General features: G+C 70.9%; 18 protein-coding genes and 1 pseudogene. 5 read left to right on the top strand and 14 right to left on the bottom strand.

Annotation, left to right across the window (positions count from 1 at the left end):
* Nucleotides 1-82: 82 nt before the first annotated feature.
* From ACZ7HQ_RS08875 to ACZ7HQ_RS08860, 4 genes are all read right to left on the bottom strand, one after another.
* Nucleotides 83-1,303, bottom strand: a complete 1,221-nt coding sequence (locus ACZ7HQ_RS08875) for an NAD(P)/FAD-dependent oxidoreductase (protein WP_470986579.1) — start codon at nt 1,301-1,303, stop codon at nt 83-85.
* Complete coding sequence (locus ACZ7HQ_RS08870; RefSeq protein WP_361188703.1) at nt 1,300-1,647, bottom strand: bifunctional 3-phenylpropionate/cinnamic acid dioxygenase ferredoxin subunit; 348 nt, start codon at nt 1,645-1,647, stop codon at nt 1,300-1,302. The genes ACZ7HQ_RS08875 and ACZ7HQ_RS08870 overlap by 4 nt, the downstream gene beginning before the upstream one ends.
* Nucleotides 1,644-3,017, bottom strand: a complete 1,374-nt coding sequence (locus tag ACZ7HQ_RS08865) for an aromatic ring-hydroxylating dioxygenase subunit alpha (RefSeq protein WP_470986577.1) — start codon at nt 3,015-3,017, stop codon at nt 1,644-1,646. Before ACZ7HQ_RS08865 ends, ACZ7HQ_RS08870 begins: the two co-directional genes overlap by 4 nt.
* 148 nt (nt 3,018-3,165) lie before the next feature.
* Nucleotides 3,166-4,041, bottom strand: a complete 876-nt coding sequence (locus ACZ7HQ_RS08860) for a 2-keto-4-pentenoate hydratase (protein ID WP_470986576.1) — start codon at nt 4,039-4,041, stop codon at nt 3,166-3,168.
* Nucleotides 4,042-4,227: 186 nt separating this feature from the next.
* Here ACZ7HQ_RS08860 and ACZ7HQ_RS08855 point away from each other — a divergent pair, with 186 nt between their 5' ends.
* Nucleotides 4,228-5,073, top strand: coding sequence for an IclR family transcriptional regulator (locus tag ACZ7HQ_RS08855; protein ID WP_470986574.1), 846 nt, complete (start codon nt 4,228-4,230; stop codon nt 5,071-5,073).
* A 248-nt stretch (nt 5,074-5,321) separates the two neighbouring features.
* Here the strand turns inward: ACZ7HQ_RS08855 and ACZ7HQ_RS08850 are convergent, their stop codons facing one another.
* Nucleotides 5,322-5,513 carry a hypothetical protein gene (locus tag ACZ7HQ_RS08850; RefSeq protein ID WP_470986572.1) on the bottom strand — a complete coding sequence of 64 codons (192 nt, stop codon included), beginning with the start codon at nt 5,511-5,513 and terminating at the stop codon, nt 5,322-5,324.
* On the opposite strand from ACZ7HQ_RS08850, the pseudogene ACZ7HQ_RS08845 reads away from it, so the two are divergent.
* Together ACZ7HQ_RS08845 and ACZ7HQ_RS08840 are read left to right on the top strand one after the other, a co-directional pair.
* Nucleotides 5,473-5,853, top strand: a pseudogene (locus ACZ7HQ_RS08845) (SURF1 family protein); the annotation flags it as partial. The gene ACZ7HQ_RS08850 and the pseudogene ACZ7HQ_RS08845 overlap by 41 nt on opposite strands.
* Nucleotides 5,802-6,359, top strand: coding sequence for an IclR family transcriptional regulator (locus ACZ7HQ_RS08840; protein WP_470986570.1), 558 nt, complete (start codon nt 5,802-5,804; stop codon nt 6,357-6,359). The pseudogene ACZ7HQ_RS08845 and the gene ACZ7HQ_RS08840, both read left to right, overlap by 52 nt.
* 333 nt (nt 6,360-6,692) lie before the next feature.
* On the opposite strand, the gene ACZ7HQ_RS08835 is transcribed toward ACZ7HQ_RS08840, so the two are convergent.
* On the bottom strand, nt 6,693-7,958 hold the full coding sequence (locus ACZ7HQ_RS08835; RefSeq protein ID WP_470986568.1) for an alpha/beta fold hydrolase: 1,266 nt from the start codon (nt 7,956-7,958) through the stop codon (nt 6,693-6,695).
* Nucleotides 7,959-7,978: 20 nt separating this feature from the next.
* The gene (locus tag ACZ7HQ_RS08830; protein ID WP_470986566.1) at nt 7,979-8,935 is read right to left on the bottom strand and encodes an IS110 family transposase; all 957 of its coding nucleotides are present in this window, start codon (nt 8,933-8,935) and stop codon (nt 7,979-7,981) included.
* A gap of 818 nt (nt 8,936-9,753) precedes the next feature.
* On the opposite strand from ACZ7HQ_RS08830, the gene ACZ7HQ_RS08825 reads away from it, so the two are divergent.
* Entirely contained in the window at nt 9,754-9,999 is a 246-nt protein-coding gene (locus tag ACZ7HQ_RS08825) for a hypothetical protein (protein ID WP_470986565.1), read from the top strand.
* Between the two features lie 13 nt (nt 10,000-10,012).
* On the opposite strand, the gene ACZ7HQ_RS08820 is transcribed toward ACZ7HQ_RS08825, so the two are convergent.
* From ACZ7HQ_RS08820 to ACZ7HQ_RS08790, 7 genes are all read right to left on the bottom strand, one after another.
* The gene (locus tag ACZ7HQ_RS08820) at nt 10,013-12,172 is read right to left on the bottom strand and encodes an ATP-binding SpoIIE family protein phosphatase (protein ID WP_470987132.1); all 2,160 of its coding nucleotides are present in this window, start codon (nt 12,170-12,172) and stop codon (nt 10,013-10,015) included.
* A 99-nt stretch (nt 12,173-12,271) separates the two neighbouring features.
* Nucleotides 12,272-12,391 carry a hypothetical protein gene (locus tag ACZ7HQ_RS08815; protein WP_470986563.1) on the bottom strand — a complete coding sequence of 40 codons (120 nt, stop codon included), beginning with the start codon at nt 12,389-12,391 and terminating at the stop codon, nt 12,272-12,274.
* On the bottom strand, nt 12,391-12,624 hold the full coding sequence (locus tag ACZ7HQ_RS08810; protein WP_470986562.1) for a DoxX family protein: 234 nt from the start codon (nt 12,622-12,624) through the stop codon (nt 12,391-12,393). Before ACZ7HQ_RS08810 ends, ACZ7HQ_RS08815 begins: the two co-directional genes overlap by 1 nt.
* Nucleotides 12,621-14,594 carry an acetoacetate--CoA ligase gene (locus tag ACZ7HQ_RS08805; protein ID WP_470986560.1) on the bottom strand — a complete coding sequence of 658 codons (1,974 nt, stop codon included), beginning with the start codon at nt 14,592-14,594 and terminating at the stop codon, nt 12,621-12,623. Before ACZ7HQ_RS08805 ends, ACZ7HQ_RS08810 begins: the two co-directional genes overlap by 4 nt.
* Complete coding sequence (mhpA, locus tag ACZ7HQ_RS08800) at nt 14,591-16,189, bottom strand: bifunctional 3-(3-hydroxy-phenyl)propionate/3-hydroxycinnamic acid hydroxylase MhpA (protein ID WP_470986559.1); 1,599 nt, start codon at nt 16,187-16,189, stop codon at nt 14,591-14,593. Before mhpA ends, ACZ7HQ_RS08805 begins: the two co-directional genes overlap by 4 nt.
* Before the next feature lie 19 nt (nt 16,190-16,208).
* The gene (locus tag ACZ7HQ_RS08795) at nt 16,209-17,147 is read right to left on the bottom strand and encodes a fumarylacetoacetate hydrolase family protein (protein ID WP_470986558.1); all 939 of its coding nucleotides are present in this window, start codon (nt 17,145-17,147) and stop codon (nt 16,209-16,211) included.
* Between the two features lie 24 nt (nt 17,148-17,171).
* Nucleotides 17,172-18,317 carry a VOC family protein gene (locus tag ACZ7HQ_RS08790; RefSeq protein ID WP_470986556.1) on the bottom strand — a complete coding sequence of 382 codons (1,146 nt, stop codon included), beginning with the start codon at nt 18,315-18,317 and terminating at the stop codon, nt 17,172-17,174.
* Between the two features lie 134 nt (nt 18,318-18,451).
* Between ACZ7HQ_RS08790 and ACZ7HQ_RS08785 the strand changes: the two genes are divergently transcribed.
* On the top strand, nt 18,452-19,087 hold the full coding sequence (locus ACZ7HQ_RS08785; protein WP_470986555.1) for a TetR/AcrR family transcriptional regulator: 636 nt from the start codon (nt 18,452-18,454) through the stop codon (nt 19,085-19,087).

Genomic DNA, 19,087 nt, shown 5'->3' with positions numbered 1-19,087 from the left:
GCGGGCCGCGCCGGGTGGTGCCATTCCAGCGCGGAGGGGGCGGTTCGGGGAGCGCGTGTGCCACAAGGCGGCACGTGGCGGTTCAGCGCTTCAGCAGCGTGCGCAGATCCGCACTCTCGTCGGACAGAACGGCCGCGTCGACAGCGACACCGCGATCGATGATCCGCCGGGCTGCCTTGATGTCGCGTGGTCGGTCGATGGCGGCCGCGGCCACCAGCCGGTCGCCCAGCAGCCCGAAGACGGTGAAGGCGCCGTCGTCCGGAGCCCCGCGCAGCACGGTGCGCTCGGCGTCTGCCATGGTGCCGACCGCCTCCAGCCGGGAGCCGTGCCGGTCGGACCAGAACCAGGAAGCGCCGAAGGACGGCAGGGGGCGGCCGAGGATGCCGTGGGCTGCGGCCTCGCCGTCGCGCTGGGCGGCCTCCCAGTGCTCATGACGGACCTTGTGCCCTTCGGGGCGGGCGACGTCGCCGACGGCGAGGACATTGGGGTGGGAGGTGCGCTGACCGGGGTGGACGACCACACCGTTGTCGACGTTCAGCCCCGCGGCCTCGGCCAGTTCCGTGGCCGGACGCATGCCGATGCCGACCACCACGGTGTCGGCGAGCACGGGTGCCCCGTAGCCGGTGAGGTGCAGCACGACTCCAAGGTTGCCTGGACGGCGCTCGATGCATTCGACGCCGGCGGTCAGGACGCCGATGCCTTCGGCGGAGTGCCTCCGATGCAGTGCGTTCGCGATGTCGTCCCCGACCGCTGCGGTCAGTGGCACCGGTAGCGGGTCGATGAGGGTGACGCGGCAGCCCAGGGCGTGGGCGACGGCCGCGGTCTCCGCACCGATGAGCCCCGCCCCGACCACGACCACCCGGGCGCCCGGCAGCAACCGCTCCCGCAGCCGTTCGGCGTCCTGCCAGGTGCGCAGCAGGTGTACGGCCGGGTCGTCGCCGCCCGGCACCGGCAGGGGGCGCGCGGTGCCGCCGGTGGCCAGCACGATCCGGTCGGCTGCGGCAAGCTCGCCGTCGGCCAGCTCCAGTCCGCCCTCGTGCGGGCGGATCGCGCGGACCGGGGTGCCATCGCGCAGCTCGATGCGCTGCTCGTCGTACCACTGCTCGGGCCGCAGCAGGATGTCCTGGCGCCGGGACTTGCCGAGCAGCACGTCCTTGCTGAGCGGCGGGCGGTCGTACGGCAGCCCCTGCTCTGCGGAGAACACCACGAGCTCGCCGTCGTAGCCCTGGGCGCGCAGGGCGTCGCAGGTCGAGACGGCGGCCAGGCCCGCGCCGACGACGGCGATACGCCGTGGCGCGCTCATGCGTCGGCCTCCTCGCCGGGGTGCAGCCAGACCTCACCCTCGCGCACCTCGACCCGGTGGGTGCGCTGGGCGAGGGTGGCGGGCATGCACTGCGGTTCGCCGGACTTGAGGCAGAAGCGGGCGCTGTGCAGCGGGCACTCCACCTCGCCGTCCTCGATCCAGCCGTCGGCGAGCGATGCCTGGCCGTGGGTGCAGGTGTCGTCGAGGGCGTAGTAGGCGCCGCCCTCGTGGAAGACGGCGATGGCGTCGGTGTGGCCGGTGGTCTCCGCGGGCACCTTCAGCGCCTCGCCCTCCTCGATGTCGCCGACGGCGGCGACCCGGATGCCGGTGCCCGTGGTGCTCATGGGGTGTCCTCGGGGTTCTTCTCGGTGTTCTTCTCGTGCCAGGCGGGCGTGTTCATCAGGTCGCGCCAGCGGGCGTAGAAGCCGCGGGCGGCGCCGTCGCTGTAGAGGCGGCCGGTGGTGCCGGGGTGGACGCCGTCCTCGGACTGAAGCCCCAGTCCCATCTGGTAGTTGAGCGTCATGGAGCCGGCCATGAAGCCATGGGCGGTGGCCTGGCACTCGCTCCAGTTCTCGCCGTCGTCCTGCTCGAAGATGCCGCTCGGCCCGAACGTGCGCAGGTTGTAGATGCGTTGGGCGTTCTTGACCTCGTCCGGCATCGACTTGTCGACGATGGTCCAGGCCCAGACCTCCATCTTGTCCGGGCCCTTGGGGTGCCACACGCGGATGGAGCCGTTGACCGGCAGGTAGGAGAAGTTCGGGAAGACGGTGCCGTGCCCGGTGGTCATCGGTCCCTCGACGCGGGCGTCACCGAGCCGTTCGCGCAGCGCCTCGTAGTCGGTCCACTCGTGCACGACCCGGTCGTCGAAACGGCTCTTGGGGTGGGTCGGAAAGCCGTGCCCGTGCCCCAGCGAGTCGGTGTACTGCCGGCCCGGCGTCTGCACGATCTCCGTCTTGGGGCCTTTGCCGGTGGGCGACATGACCATCAGCGCGGAGGCGTGCGAGATGTTGACGTGGTACCAGTCGGAGGCGAACTGCTCGGCGGCGAGCTTCCAGTTGCCCTCCAGCACCCACTTGTGCACCCCGCCGACGGCCTCGGTGCCCTCCGGATCGTGGTCGAGCATCGCGTCCAGGTACCAGGTCAGTCCGCCGAGCGCCTCCACGAGCGGCGGCGCCTCGGGGTTCCAGGTGGCGAAGACCAGCCCCTTGTACGTGTCGAGCTGGGCCACCTCGATCAGTCCCCACTGGTCCTGCTCGAAGTGGGCAGGGTAGTCCCCTCCGTTGGGGACGTTGATCAGCTTCCCGGAGGTGTCGTAGGACCAGCCGTGGTAGCTGCACGTGAACGCCTTCGTCGCCCCCGCGTCGGCGCGGCACACCCGCATGCCGCGGTGGCGGCAGGCGTTGAGGAAGGCACGCAGTTTCCGGTCCTTGCCCATGGTGACGATGACCGGGTCTTCGCCCATGTAGCTGGTGAAGAAGTCACCAGGCTTGGAGAACTGGCTCTCGTGCGCGAGGAACAGCCAGCTCGGCGCGAAGATCCGGCGCAGCTCCTGCTGGTAGACGGCCTGGTCGCTGAAGATCGTGCGGTCGACCAGACCGCGGTCGAGGTCGAAGTAAGGGCTGACGTCGACGGCCGGCTCGGGTACGCGAGCCAGGCGGTCCTCCCCCACCATTCGGGCGGGAGGTGCTCCCAGCCGGGCGGGCGTGGTTGTCATCGCTGGGCCTCCTCGGGCCGGATCGGGCGCGCGCTGCGCCGCCCTCGTGGGCTGGTGGTTCGGTGTGCGTTCATGTGCACACCCGAAGGGTCGAAGCGCTCCGGTTCACGCGGTGGCATGGCGGCTCCCCCGCTTCCTTGCTCGTGGTTCATCGGACGGTGACGGTCAGTTCGGGCAGGCGGCCGGTGCCGGACCGCACGGCGAGCCGAGAGCCCGGTGTCCGTGGGACGCCGGCGTGCACAGACCCGGTGAGCAGCAGCTCGCCCGGGTGGAGAGCGCTGCCTTGGCCGTGGAGCGTCCGGGCCAGCCAGGCCACGGCCCGAAGCGGATCGCCGAGGACTTCGGCCCCCAGGCCGAGCGCGACGCGCTCCCCGTCGGCGTACAGCCCGACGCGCTCGTCCCGGAGCCCGGTGAGCAGGTCGTCCGTGGCGTCGGCGGGACGGCCGACGGCGACGCGCGCCGAGGAGGCGTTGTCGGCGACGGTGTCGGCGTGGGAGACGCGCCAGTCGGCGATGCGGCTGTCGATGATCTCCACGGCCGGCGCCACCTGGGAGACGGCCGCCCGGACCTCCGCGTCCGTCACGCGGGGTCCGGACAGCCGCCGGCCGAGGACCAGACCGACCTCTGCCTCGGCTCGCGGGGTGATGAGCTCCCGCGTGTCGATGGTGCCGCCGTCCGGGATCACCATCGACTGGAACAGGGTCCCGAAGCTCGCTTCGGGCAGGCCGAGTTGCTCGCGCGTCGGCAAGGACGTGAGGCCCACCTTGCGTCCGACGAGGTGCTCACCCGCCGCGAGACGGATCCGTACGTTGGCCTCCTGCACGGCGTAGGCGCCGGCCAGGTCCAGGTCCTCGTACTCCTCGGTGAGTGGTGCAACGGGAATCCTCCCCCAGCCTTCGGCCGGGAGGTGCCCCCAGGCCTCGGCACGCCGCAGCACCGCCGCCGGCTCCTCGACGAGCTGTGCGTCGGGGGAAGCCGGGGCGGCGAGGACGGCGGTCGTGGCCACGGTGGCGTGTCGCTGCATGGCCACAGCAGACGCTGCTCCCGGCCGCTGCGCCCAGCCCCCGTGCCGAGATACGGCACGGGGTGACGATCGGATCCGTCACACAGAGGCAAGCGGGGTCCCCGGTGTTTTACAACCATGAAACGATCTATTAAGCTGGACATGCGTCCATTTTAATGGTCACCTGGATCCCCATCGGAGCCCGCCATGTCACTCCCCTCCCCGCCTTCCGCGCAGCCCTCAGCCACGGCGACCGGCGAGCCCGACCAGCAGACCGCGGTCGACAAGGCGCTCTTCCTCCTGAAGTCCCTCGCCGAACTGGACGGGGAAATCGGCGTGAGCGAGCTGGCCCGGCGGACACGGCTGACCAAGTCGACCACCTTCCGACTGCTGGGCATCCTCCAACGCAACGACCTCGTGGAACGCGTCGGCAGCAACTACCGGCTGGGATCCCAGCTCTTCGACATCGGCGTACGGGTCTACGGCCCCAATCCCCCGCTCTTGCAGGAGTGCCTGATGCCGCATCTGGCGGACCTGTACGAGATGACCCACGAGACCGTGCACCTGGCCGTGCTGCACGACACCGACATCGTGTACGTCAACAAGATCCAGGGCCACCGAGCGACCCGCTCCCCCTCCCGGATCGGCGCCCGCCTGCCCGCCTACTGCACCGGCGTCGGCAAGGCCCTCCTCGCCTTCGACCACGACGCCATCGAGGCCGCGATCGCCGACGGACTCGCGGCACGCACTGAGTACACATGCACCGATCCCTGCCGTTTCCGGTCCGAGCTGCGCCGCATCCGCCGGGAGGGCGTCGCCTACGACCGCCAGGAAGCTGTTCCCGGCCTCACCTGCGTCGCCGTACCGATCATGGGTTCGGCCGGGCGGCCCGTGGCCGCCTTCTCCGTCGCGAGCGCCGACCGCCGCTTCGAGCCCGCCCGGTTCGCGCCGGCTCTGCGACGGGTGGCCTACGAAGCGGCACGCGCGGTCAACGCGGCCACAGCAAGCCGGCAGGCGGCCCCCTGGAGGCTCGACAGTCTGTCTGCGGCTTGACCCTCGCACGAGAGCCAACAGGCCACCCACCTGGACGGCGACCCCGGTGTGTGCGGCACCGAGGTCGCCTCACGGACGGGCCGGGCCCAGCGGAGTGGCCTGATCCCGACCAAGTTCACCGCTGTCCTTGCCAGGAGTGGTCAGCGGTGATGTCGCCCCCGACGTCCACCGGCGGCTGACGCCAGCATTCCGGGTCGGCGCCCACCGCGGCGAGAACACGTGCCGAAGGACGGCACAGCGCATCCGGATCAGCGCCGGACGCCGCCGCGCGTCCGCGCCACGCTGACACCGCCAGTGCCGGGCTGCACGCGAGGCACGATGTGCACCAGGCTCTCGCCGTCCAGCGACTCGTAGACGTGCGGACGGTCGCCCGGATAGCGCACGAAGTCCCCGGCCGACAGCTCCACCGGGGGTCTGGCCGCCGGGCAGACGGGAGCCATCAGCTCGGCGTCCCTGGTGAACCTTGTTCCTTACGACGTGCATAGCGCGTGGGTGACTGTGAATAAGGGCGACGAGGGGATGAAGGCCGTGTCGGTGAGTGCGACGCGGCATTCCGGGTTGGATCTGAAGTCGTTCCAGAACCTTGACCATGCTGGGGAATGGTTTGTCTTTGCTGGCTTTGTGGCCTTCATGTGGTTCCGCTTGTTGCGGCAGGAGGTGGAGTCCGCGCGGGATGCGGACCTTGGGCTGGTGCCGCGGGAGGACGACCAGCCGACAGTGCGACGCCAGTGCTGCTCCGCGACCAGCTGCTGCCGCATCTCGTGGACCTGTACGAGCTGACGCACGAGACCGTGCACCTGGCGGTCCTGCGTGGCACCGCCATCGTGTACGTCAACAAGATCCACGGCCACCGGGCCGCCCGCTCCCCCTCCAGGATCGGCGGCCGGCTGCCCGCATGCTGCACCGGCGTCGGCAAGGCCCTGCTGGCCTTCGACCACGACGCGGCCGAGGCTGCCGTGTCGGCCGGCCTCCCGGCCCGCACCGAGTACACCCTCGCCGACCCGCGACGGTTCCGGGAGGAGCTGCGGTGCATCCGCCAGGACGGCATCGCTTACGACCGGCAGGAAGCCGCCCCCGGTCTGACCTGCGTCGCAGTGCCGATCATGGGTGCCTCTGGACGTCCGGTGGCGGCGCTCTCGGTCGCCGGCGCCCACCACCGCTTCGAGCCGTCCCGATACGCCCCGGCCCTGCGCCGCGTGGCCTTCGAGGCGGCACGCGCCCTCACCGCAGCGAAGGGACGCCAAGCGGCAGCGCCGTACGACGTGAGCAGGCCGCCGGCGGCCTGAGCGGACCGCCGGTGCCCCCGGCATGCGCGGCACCGAGGTCACCGGGCCGGCGGATCGGACCCGACCCGGCCGATCCGCCTGCCATGCCGTCGCGGACTGTCCGGCCTCACCCGTGTGTGGAGGGATCCCGGTCTCCGACATGACCACCCCTGGTCCGGACGCGGAGAACGGTGGCCGGCCAGGCGTGCGCGCAAGAGCACCACGGTATAGCCCGGACGCTCACGCCTGGCGGCCCCGGACCGCCCTGTCGAGCGGCCAACGCCAGATTCCGCCCTGTCCCGGGGGTGGGCCAATCGGTTGTGCCGGGATGCGGCACACCAGGTGCGGCGAAGCTCAGCGTTTTTCGTTCCCGTGGGTCCGCGCCAGGTTCGTACCGCCGGTGCCGGGCTGGACGCGCGGCACGCTCACCACGATGTGCACCAGGCTCTCGTCCGCCAGGGACTCGTACACGTGGGGCCGGTCGCCCGGATAGCGCGCGAAATCCCCCTCGTCAAGCTCCAGCGGGCTGTCGACAGGCCCCACGCGTACCTTGCCGCTGATGACGTAGAGGTGCTCCAGCGTGCCCACCGGGTGCGGTTCGGACGGCATGTCCGCACCGTCGCTGTGCCGGCCGATGCGCACCACGTAGTTCTCGATGACACCTGAGCCGTAGATGTGGTCGAGCGACCGTGACTCGTACCTTCCGTGCTGCTCCCAGACAACCTCGTCGCCCCGCTGCACGGTGATGACCTGTTCTCGCTCGGCGACCAGCCGGGTCACCGGCACGCCGAGGGCCGTGGCTATGGAGAACAGGGTGTCGACCGTGGGGTTGCCCGTGCCCTGCTCCAGATTCGACAGTGTCTGCTTGGCCAGCCCCGCCCGGCGGGCCAGCTCGGCCAGGGACAGGCCGCGCTGCTCCCTGAGAAGGCGCACATTGCGCGCGACGACGGCGTTTCCTTGTGACACACAGCCACTGTACGAGCTCCGGTCGGCGTCCTCCGCGCCGCCCACCATTCGGAGATGGGCCGGCAACGCCGCCCCGACGGCCGCGGCAAGGGCGTCGCAGCAGGCGGCGTAGCCGATCGGGTCGGCGGTAGCGAGGTCCTGCAGGAACGTCTTCCCGAGGGAGGTCGCGGCTGTGCCGGGATCGGCGAACCAGCGGCCGGGCATGGCCTCGAGCAGGGCGCCGGTTCCCTCGCGTCGTACGAGAGCGGCGCGCTTCTGCCAGAACTGCGGCGGGCCGAAGTACGCCGAGGAACAGACCAGCGCAAGCGAGGCGATGTGGTCCGGCTGATGCAGTGCGAGGTGCACCCCCACACCGCCGCCGAGCGAGATGCCTGCGTAGTGGAACCGGTCCCGGCCGTGGTGGGCGACGAGGTCCAGGACCATGTGGGCAAGGTCGCCGACTGTCGTACGGCCGGGCGTGTGATCCCGGACGAGATCGCTCGGCGAGCCGCCGTGCCCTGGAAGGTCGTAGCGCAGTACGCGGTGGCTCTCGGCAAGCACCGCCACATGGGGGTCCCATACGGTCGTCGATGTGCCGAGCGAGGGTCCCAGGACGAGCAGCGGCGCGTCGATGGGACCGAGCACCTGGTTATGCAGCAGAGGGCGGCGTTTCACTGCGGCTCCTGTGGAGTGTCTCAGCGTTCGAGGAGGAGGGCGAGGCCCTGGCCTACGCCGATGCAGAGGGTTGCGATGCCGGTGCCGCTGCCCCGGCGGGCGAGCTGGTGGGCGACGGTGCCGGCGAGGCGGGCGCCAGAGGCGCCGAGGGGGTGGCCAAGGGCGATGGCGCCGCCCTGGGGGTTGAGGAGCGCCGGGTCGAACTCGGGCCATTCGGCGAGGCAGCCGAGGACCTGGGCGGCGTAGGCTTCGTTGGGTTCCAGGACGTCGAGGTCGGCGAGGGTCTTGCCGGCCTTGGTCAGGGCGCGGTTGACGGCCTCGACTGGGGCAAGTCCGAAGTAGTGCGGGTCAATTGCCGATGTGCCGCTGGCGCTCACGCGGGCGAACGGCTCACGACCGGTGGCTTTCAGGCCCTCCTCGTCGACCAGCAGTAGGGCTGCCGCGCCCACCGGTACGAGTAGCTGTGGGGCGTGGCGCTCGACGAGCCGGGTCAGGCGCTGGTTCAACTCATTGATCTGCCCGGTGAGCTGTTCGATGCGCTCGGCGAGCATACGTAAGGTCATGTGGGTGGCCTGGGCCACCGTGTCCTCGTCTCCCCCGTCATCGGGTGGGCCGACGGTCGCGCAGGTGCGGAACAGCTCGGCATTGCCCAAGCTCGACAACCGTTCCCGCAGGGCGGGGTCGGCGATGACCAGGACGGCCTTGAGCTGGTTGATCGCCTGGGTACGGGCCTTGACCGCTGAGTCCTTCGCCAGCTTGAAGATCCGGGCGCTGTGCACCGGACCGTCGCCGGATTTTGCCCGGGCCCGGGCGCGACCGCTGAGCACGGCTCGCGCGGCGGCCTGCGCATCGAGCGGGTCCGACTTCCCCAGCAGCCGGCGGGCCGAGCGGTCGGGCCGGTTCACTTCGAACACCTGGATCTCCTGGGCCAGCAGGTAGCGGGACAGGGCCGCGCCGAAGGTGCCGGTGCCCTCCACACCGGCCCGGCACACTTTCCCAGCTTGCGGGCCCAGGTGAGCAGCCGACGGTAGCCGGCCGCCGTGGCCGGAAAGGACTCGGTGCCCAGGGCCTTCCCCAGCGGGGAGACCACGGCGGCAACATGAACCTCGCCGTGCGTGTCCACGCCCAGGACGACCTCGCCCGGAGCGGGACGATCCGTGCTGGAGGAGGTGCTGCGTTGTTCGGTTCTCATGGTGGTTCGCTTCCCGCGTGGTGGCGTGCTGGGTGGATGGCACCGGCCTGGTCGAGCGGTCTGAACCGTGATGGCGCCTGATCGTCGGCAAGGTCCCTATGGGGACACGCCCTGTGGCTCGGTACCAGCAGGCACCATCCCTCAACGGCAGTCGACAGGTCTGTGACTGGACACTTCGGTCATAGATCTCATGAGTCAGACCCCCGTCCGGGACGGCACTGTGCAACCGTCCCACCGGCCCCGGCACACCGGCACGAACCGATCACGGCCGCATGGCTTCGAACGGATCAGCGCTCAACCTGGCCTGGACGGGCCGACAATGATTTGACTCCTCGTCCGCTCGTGACCGGCGTCGACGGACAGCCACGTGGCCCGCCTTACCGGCTGTCCGTCGTCGACCATGGCGCGAACAGACTCGGACCCTCTTGTGGTAGGCCGCTGGCCACAACTCCTGTACCTGCCGCGCGAGGTCCTCACCGGCTCCCCCCAGCTCCTCCACGTCAACTTCTGCCAAAGGCCGGACAGAGATGGTCTCCGCGGTTACGCCGGCCATGGAATCGGCCGGATGGTCCGCACCTGGCGCCCCATTGTGGCGCTGGGTCCATGTGGTCCCAGGTGATGGAGCAGTTTGTTGCCGAGGTGACGGCGGCGATGGAAGCCGAACGGTGCCGTGGCACTGCTCCCGAGGGGATTCCCACCCGAGATCTCGCCACCTCTCTGAACTGGATGGTCGAACGCGCCCTGTTCAGCACCTTCAGCGGACAGGCACCGGCCGTTGACGAGGAACGCCTACTGGACACACTCGTGTCGGTCTTCATGGGCGCGATCTACCGGCGTTCCGGCGGCTGAGTCGGCTCACTGGCTATGGCACAAAGACCGGCTCCGGGAATCCGACGGGCTCCCTCTCGCTCAGCTCGGCCCAGACCGTCTTGCCGTGCCGCGCGTGACGTGTCCCCCAGTGCTCGGCGAGCTGGGCGACCAGCAGCAGGCCGCGTCCGCCCTCCTCGAAGGCGCGGGCCCGGCGCAGATGAGGGGTGGTACTGCCGGCGTCCGACACCTCGCACAGCAGGGCACGGTCGCGAATGAGGCGCAGCCGGATGGGGGGCCTGCCGTAGCGGATGGCGTTGGTGACCAGTTCGCTGACCACCAGTTCGGTGGTGAATTCGAGGTCTTCCAGTCCCCAGGCGGTCAGCTGCCGGGTGACGTTCGAACGAGCGCCGGCGACGGCTGCCGGGTCGGCGTCCAGCTCCCAGGCGGCGACCTGGCCGTCCCCGAGGGCGCGGGTACGGGCCAGCAGCAGGGCGACGTCGTCATGGGACCGGTCGGCGGGCAGAAGGGCCTGGAGCACGGTGTCGCAGGCGGCCTCCAGGGAGGCGTAGGGCCGGCCGAGAGCGTGGCGCAGCAGTGCGAGGCCCGAGTCGACATCATGGTCGCGGGCTTCGATCAGACCGTCGGTGTAGAGCGCAAGCAGGCTGCCTTCGGGCAGGTCGACCTCCGCCGTCTCGAACGGCAGGCCGCCCAGGCCCAGCGGCGGGCCGGGCGGCAGATCGAGGAGGTCCACCTTTCCGTCGCGAGTCACCACAGCGGGCAGCACATGCCCCGCGCGGGCCAGTGAACAGCGGCCGGCGACGGGGTCGTAGACGGCATACAGGCAGGTGGCACCGACGTCCCCGGCCGTCTCCGGGTGTGGGTGTGGGTCCGAGTCCGGACCCGGGTCGGGATCGGCCGAGGCTTCCGCGGACAGACGGATGACGACGTCGTCCAGGTGCGTCAGCAATTCGTCGGGCGGCAGGTCGAAGTCGGCGAGGGTACGGACCGCGGTGCGCAGCCGCCCCATCGTGGCGGCGGCGTGGATGCCGTGGCCGACCACATCGCCCACCACCAGGGCGACCCGGGCACCGGACAGGGGAATCACGTCGTACCAGTCACCGCCCACGCCGACCTGGGCACCCGAGGGCAGGTAGCGGCAGGCGACCTCGACCGCGGACTGCTCCGCCGTGCGCTGGGGAAGCAGGCTGCGCTGCAGCGTCAGGGCCGTGGCGCGGGCGTGCGTGTAACGGCGGGCGTTGTCGACGGCCAGCGCCGCCCTGGCCGCGATCTCCTGCGCGAGGAGGAGATCCTCGTCGTCGAAGGGCTCGGGGTTGCGGTGACGGGAGAACTGCGCGACGCCGAGGGTGGTGCCGCGGGCGCTCAGCGGCACCACCAGTGTGGAGCGGATCCGGTGGGCGCCGTTGGCCCCGGTCGGGCCCGGCGGTGCCGTGTGCCGCGAGGGCTGCCCGCTGGCCAGGGCACGAGCCGTGGGCGAGCCGTCGGGGCAGGTGTGGAGCTGCCGCAACCGGATCGTCGGCTCCGGGCCGTTGTCCGTCCCCGACGCCTCGGCAACCCGGAGCAGCATGGGCGGATCCGCCGCCGAGGCGTCGTCCCCATGGATGGCCGTGTCCAGAAGGTCGACGGTGGCGCGGTCGGCGAAGTGGTCGATGGCGAGGTCCGCCAGTTCCTGAGTGGTGCGGGCGATGTCCAGCGTGGTCCCGATGCGCAGCCCGGCCTCGTTCACCAGGGACAGCCGCCATCGCAGTCGGCGGTCCCGTTCCTCCTGGAAGGCCAATACGCCCTGCTCCGATGTGCGGTCGACGTACCCGGTGGCCATCGCGAGCATGCGGCGCGATGCCGCGCCGGCCAGCTCCAGGTCGTTCGTCAGCCGGGGCAGCTCCGCGAGCATTCTGTCGAGGACGATGCCCTCCCCGAGCCGGTGCGCCCGCAGCATCGCGGTGACGGGTCTGCTGTGCCGGGCCAGCCGACGCGCACGCTCCACGTCCGCCGGCGGCGGCTCGATGTCACTCGGCTCGATGCCGAGCTCCAGGCCGGCCAGCACACCGACGACGTGGTCGGCGATGTTCTCCGCGGTCATTCGCGCGAGGTCCGGGTCGTCCCACAGCTCGGGAACCTCACTGCGCAGGCACCGCTTCACTTCGGCGATGAGCTCGTCCGCCTTCGAGGCGAGCTCATGCGCGGCACGGGACATGAGAGCGTCGGCCGTGGGGTCCACATAGACGACGTTACGCCGAACGGGAGGCCCATGACCGCTGACGGGCCTCCGGGAGGCGGCACACATCCCGGCCCATCAGCCGACGGCCATCGCCACCCCGGCGTATGCCACCGCTGCCAGGGCCAGCACGGTTGCGGGCAGGGCACGCGCGGGCGGATCGCCGTGGCGCAGGTGTACCACCGCCGCTGCGGCCATCAGCAGCGCCGGCCCCGCCGCGGCAGCCACACCGATCGGGAGAAGGCCGGTCCGAGCGGCAGGCCGACGGCTCCGGCCACCTCGAGGGTCCCGACGACGCGGTAGAGCCCGGTCGTCATGCCCAGGTGCACCGCCGCCCGGCGCATGATCGGCACCGCAGCGATCTTCGCCAGACCCAGCGGGACGAAGACCAGGGTCAGGGCGACGGCGAGGATGACGTGTGCCGTGATCATGCCGACCGGTCCCGGCGTGCGGCTCCCAGTCGAGCGTAGTGGTCGATCAGCTCGGGGGTATCGACGGCGGCGGGGTTGACGACCTGCTCGACCGGAGCCCCCTGGAGGAGGCGCTTGACGGGGACTTCGAGTTTCTTGCCCGTGCGGGTGTGTGGGATGCCCGGGACTTCGAGGATCTCGTCGGGGACATGGCGGGGGGAGGCCCCGGTGCGGATCGCGTCCTTGATCTTCTCGCGGAGGGCGTTGTCCAGAGTCGTCCCGGGGGCCGGGACCACGAACAGCGGCGTCCAGTAGCCGCCGTCGGATTCTTCCGCGCCGATGACCAGGGCCTCGGTGATCTCGGGGAGGCGTTCGACGACGTCGTGGATGTCGGCGCTGCCCAGCCGTACGCCGTTGCGGTTCAGGGTGCTGTCCGAGCGGCCGTGGACGATCACCGAGCCGTGACCGGTGACCGTGATCCAGTCGCCGTGCCGCCAGACGCCGGGGTAGGAGGAGAAGTAGGCGTCACGGTAGCGGGTGCCGTCGAGGTCGTTCCAGAAGTACAGCGGCATCGACGGCATGGGCCGGGTGACCACCAGCTCGCCGACCTGGTCGGTGACCGCAGCACCCTCGGCGTCGTACGCGGCCAGCGCCACACCCAAGTGCGGCGCGGACAACTCCCCGGCCCAGACGGGGGTGTTGGGCGCACTGCCGGCGAAGCCGGACACCACGTCCGTGCCGCCGCTGATGGAGGCGAGCAGGGCGTGGTCGCCGACGTGGTCGCGGACCCACGGGTAGGCGGAGGCCGGCAGGGCGGAGCCGGTGCAGCCGACCACGCGGATCGACGACAGGTCGTGGACGGACGGGTCGATGCCGTACTTGGCCATGCCCAGCAGGTACTGGGGGCTGGTGCCGAAGACGGTCACCCGGTGGCGCGCTGCCAGCTCCCACAGGACGTCGAGCTTGGCGAAGGGCGCCGGGCTGCCGTCGTAGGTACAGGTCGTGGCACCGGTCAGCAGGGTGGAGGCGACCAGGTTCCACATCATCCAGTGCGTGGTGGTGTACCACAGCAGGCGGTCGCCGGGGCCGAGGTCGGAGTGCAGGGCGAGGGTCTTGAGGTGCTCCAGCAGGACGCCGCCGTGGCCGTGGACGATGCCCTTGGGCAGGCCGGTGGTGCCGGAGGAGAACACGACCCACAGCGGGTGGTCGAACGGTACCGGCGCGAAGGTGAGTTCCTCGGTCCGGGTGGAGGCGTCCTCCCAGGGGATCACGAGCGAAGGGTGGTTCTGCGACGGCCACGGCAGGCCCATATGGTCCACCAGCAGCGTCGCCTTCAACGTCGACAGTGAGCGGGCCAGTTCGAGGGCGGCTTCGCGGCGGTCATGTGTGGTCCCGTTGAAGAGGTAGCCGTCGGCGACGATCAGAACGGTGGGTTCGAGCTGGGCGAACCGGTCGGCGGCGGCCTTGGGCGCGTAGTCCTGCCCGCACACCGACCACACCGCGCCGAGACTCGCTGCGGCCAGGAACGCGACGATCGCGTGCGGGGTGTTGGGCAGGTAGCCCACCACCCGGTCGCCCGGTCCCACCCCGAGATCGCGCAGGGTCGCGGCCACCGAGGCGACTTGGGCGCGCAGCCGCTGTCCGGTGACCTCGTACGCGGCGCCGGTCTCGTCCAGGGCCAGGATCGCCACGCCGTCGTCCGGCACATGGCGCAGGGCGTGGTGGGCGTAGTTGAGGGTGGCGCCTGGGAACCATCGGGCGCCCGGCATGGTCTCCTCGGCCAGGACCCGCTCGTACGGCGTGTCCGCGTCGATGTCGAAGTACTCCCACACCGCACCCCAGAAGCCCTCCAGCTCGGTGACCGACCAGCGGTGCAAGGCGGCGTAGTCGAAGCCGTCGACCCCGACGTGCCGGGCGAAGTCCACGATCCGGCTGGCGGCCGCGTCCTTCGGGTCGGGGGTGAAGAACGGTTCCGGGTACGGCGTGTTCATCGCGTCGTGCTCCTCAACAGGCTTTTCTCGGCGGTCCGTGGGGAAGGGTGGGGGCTGCGTGTGGTGTGCAGCAGGGACGCCCAGGCGGCGGCGTCCGTGAAGTCGCGGCCGCCGGCCGGGACGACGTCCATGACGACGCGGTCGGGGCGCAGCAGTACGGCGTCCGCCCGGCCGGCGTGCAGCCAGGCAGCGAGCGTGCCGTCGTCGCGCAAGTCGGCCGCGGGAATCGCTCTCACGCCGAGCCCGTGGGCGAGCGCGGTCAGCGAGGGCCACGGGTCGGTGGCGGTCAGGACGGTGAAGGAGTCGCCGAGCACCTCGTCGAGACGGGCGCACCGCCCGTCGGCGTTCACCCAGGGCTGCGGGCAGTGGGTGCCCGCAAGACCTCGGCGGGCACGACGCCGTACCAGAGGTCCTGCGGCCAGGGGCGGGCTGAGATCGCGGCCGGCCAGTTCGGCCAGGCCGGGGATGCGGCAGGCGGCGGCCAAGAGGTTGCGGCGCAGTGCGGCAGCGCCGTCCTGGCCGCCCGTCATGGCCCAGCCCATGGCGACCGCCAGCCGGATCACATGCCGTGCGTGCGGCTTGCGCTCGCTCTCGTACGTGTCCAGCAGCCCTTCGTCCGCCCCCTGTCGGAGGACACGGGCGAGCTTCCACGTGAGGTTGTAGGCGTCCCGCAGGCCCGAGCACAGCCCCTGCCCGATGAACGGCGGGGTGAGGTGGGCGGCGTCGCCGAGGAGGAAGACGCGTCCCTTGTGCCACCGGTCGGCGACGCGTGCCCGGAAGGTGTACTGCGTCTTGCGGACGACCTCGAAGTCCCCGTCGTACGACGGCGGCACCCAGGGGGCGACCAGCTCGCGGACCGGCTCGTCCCCGTCCCGCAGGCGGAACTCCCAGCGGTAGCGGTCCTCGCCGACGCGCATGAACGTCGCCGGCCGCTCCGGGTCGCAGACCTGGTCGACTCCCTCCCAGCAGCGGACATCGGCGTTCGTCCGGACGTCAATGACCGTCCAGTGTTCCTCGAAGCGCAGGTCCTCCCAGACGGCCCCGATGGCGCCGCGCGTGATGCTGTTGGCGCCGTCGCAGCCGAGGACCGCCTGCGCCCACACGTGATGCTCGCCGTCGTCGTCGCGGTAGGTCACGCGCACGGGACCCCCGGTGTCGGGGCCGACAGCGGTGACCTCCACGCCGCCCCGCAGTTCGCACTCCGGGCGCCGGGCCAGGGCGTCGCGCAGCAGGCGTTCCAGCTCGGGCTGGTCGAACATGCTGGTCTGCGGATAGCCGTGATGGCCGTGTCGGGAGCGCCGGAACTCGGCCATCACCCGGTGCCGGTCGTCCAGCAGCCGCAGCCCCTTGGCAGGACGGGAGATGGCGGCGAACTCCTTCTCCACGCCCGCGGCCTGGAGGATCCTGCACACCTCGTCGTCGGTAGCGACGGCGCGTGGCAGCGGGTAGATGTCCCGGTGGCGTTCCAGGACGACGCTGGGGACTCCCCGCCGGGCGAGGAGGAGGGCGGCGGTCACGCCCACCGGCCCCGCGCCGATGATCACGACGGGTGCGTGCTGTGCGGAGTGCGGGGGTGGGGGCTGGTCTGCGGTCATGTGCGGCTCACCTCGGGTCCTACTTCGCGTCCGTGACGGGCGTGCGCTGCTCGCCGAGGTCGATGCGGCCGTCCGGGGTCGCGATCGTCGCCGTGATCACGTCGCCCGTGTGCAGGTAGTGCGGGTTGCGGGCCTGGCTCCTGAAGAACGCCTTCCATTTCGCGGCGGGCGGCAGCAGGGAACCGATCTTCTCCACCGCCTTGGGCGGAGCCTTGAGGGCCGTGCCGCCGGGGGTGCCGGTGAGCAGCAGGTCGCCGGGGTCCAGGGTCTGGAAGCGGGCCAGCAGGGTCAGGGCCTGTGCAGGGCGGACGATCATGTCGGCGAGGGTGCGGTCCTGGCGCAGCTCGCCGTTGACGGACAACTTCAGCCGCAGGTCGAGGAGATGGGCGAAGTCCTCCGGCTCCAGCAGGGTCAGGTACGGGCCGGTCGGGGTGAAGGTCGGGTAGGACTTGCTCTCGTAGAACTGCGTCTTGGTCAGCTGTACGTCGCGGGCGCTGACGTCATTGGTGATCACCAGCCCGGCGACGTACGACGGCAGGTCCCGCGCCTCGACCACGGTACCGACGGGCAGCGGTGCCCCCATGACCAGGCCCAGCTCGACCTCGTAGTCGAGGAACTTCACATGCGGCGGCCGGACGATGCTCTCCTGGGGTCCGCTGACCGAACCGGACGCCTTGCGGAAGAAGGCGGGCGGGATGTCACCCGTGAATCCCGAATCACGCGCGTGGCTGCGGTAGTTGACCATCTGGGCGACCACCCGGCAGGGGGTCGTGACCGGCGAGAGGGCGACCAGGTCGGCGACGGGCGTGCCCGCGTCGTCCGAGAGAGCCGCCTCGCTCACGGCTGCTCGGTCGGCGATCAGTTCGGCGGTGGTCGCGGCTTTGGTGTCGACGGGTACGGCGCGGTGGCCGCGGACGGCCCACCAGCCGTCGATGGTGCGCAGGACGTTGGTGCTCATGGCATTTCCTTCTTGTGAGGGGGATCAGGAGTTCGCGGCCTTCAGCAGGCCGAACAGGCGCGCGCGGTCCATCTCGTTGTCGCCGCGCAGGACCTCGATCACGTCGCGGATCCGCTGCGGGGAGGGGCTCGCGCCGAGGAAGTCGCGGGTGGCCGGCGGGCCCCACTGGGCGAGGCCGCTCGTGGACATCGGCGCCCAGCCCGGTTCGACGTCGCAGGAGAACAGGTCGCCGTCGGCGAAGTGCTCCAGCATGAAGTGGTCGGGGTCGCGCCAGTAGTCGAAGAGCTGGCTGCCCTGGATGTGCCGACCGATACCCCAACTCCGCTTGTAGCCACGCTCGCCCAGGTACTCGCCGCCGGCCGCGATCGAATCCAGGTCGGTCACCTGGCAGGCGGAGTGGACATAGCCGATGCCCGGCCCCAGGTGCATGGCGAGGGTGTGGTGGTCGGCCGGCACGCTGCCCAGATCACAGCGGATGAACGCCATCGTCGGACCCCGGTCGCGCTGGCCGTCCAGGAAGAGGAAGTCGGACACGATCATGCCCAGGGTGTCCAGGTACCAGTCCAGGGCCCGGGCGAACACCCGGGTCTCCAAGACGACGTGGCCGAGGCGCTGGATGCGGGACGGCTCGCGCGGCGGCCGCTGGGTGGCGTTCGTACGGCGGTGATCCGTTCCGAAGTTGAGCAGCAGCGGCCGCTGCTCGGGCAGCGCCGGCAACTCCTCGCCGCAGTGCACCACCCGCACCGGGAAGCCTGAGGGGTCGAGCAGGTCGACCGCCTTGCCACCGCCGGGCACGTCGGCGTCCCGCACGGACGTGCCGGTGGCGCGGGCCAGCCGGTCGAGGTCGGCTCGCTCGGCGGCGCGGAACGCCGGGCCGATGAAACGGGACGTACGGCCGCGGCGGATCACCATGCAGGGCGAGCCCGCGAAGGTGCCGCGCAGCCACAGCTCCCGCTCGGTGCGTGCGGCGATCTGGAAGCCGAAGTCGCGGGCGAAGATCTCGGCCCGGTCGAGGTCGGGCTTCTCGAACTCCAGCCAGGCCAGGTCGGCGACCTTGATCAGCGGGTTCCGGGACCTGCCCGGATGCTCGCCGCGCAGGGCGCCCTGTTCGCTGTGGAGGTCCTGGTGGGCCGTCTTGACGTCAGCCCCATGGACCCGGGTTTCAGACATGGTGCCCTCCGAGCAACATTGCCGTAATGAGAAAATCATCAACTGTGATAGTTCTGACGTCAAGGTGCACCAGGCGGGAAATGATGAATTCATCAGGACTGCAATCGCGATCGCCCTGCCGATAGGATCTGCGCATGCCTACGTCAGCCCCGCCCAGCAACCGATTCGAGCGACGCCGCGCCGAGACCCGTCGCGCGCTCGTCCGCGCGGCCCGGCAGATCCTCGCCGAGACCGGGGACACCAGCGCCAGCATCCAGGCGATCGCCGAACGCGCCGACGTCGGATTCGGCTCCTTCTACAACCACTTCGATTCGAAGACCGAGCTGTTCGAGGCGGCCGTGGTGGACGTTCTGGAGGAGTTCGGCCAGACCTTCGACGAGCACTTGACGGGGATCGACGACCCGGCCGAGCTGCTGGCGGCGGGTTTCCGGCTCAGTGCGCGGATGGCCGAATCCCACCCGGAACTGATGCAGGTCCTGCGCCGCCACGGCCTCGGTCACATCCACTCGGACAACGGCCTGTCGCCCCGGGCCCTGCGCGACCTCCAGGTCGGCATGGCCTCCGGCCGCTTCACCGCCGTCGAGCCGACGGTCGCCCTGTCGGCACTGGGCGGAACGCTGCTGTCCCTGGTGGAGCTGCGGTTCGCCCGCCCCGACCTGGACGGCGACGAGGCCGCGGTCAACCTCGCCGAGATGGTCCTGCGCATGCTGGGTCTCCCGGCGGACGACGCGCACGAGGTCGCCCGGCGACCCCTCCCCGACCTCGCCTGA

It is taken from the genome of Streptomyces sp. NPDC037290 (assembly GCF_055603245.1).
This window is presented reverse-complemented; position numbering and strand designations above follow the sequence as displayed.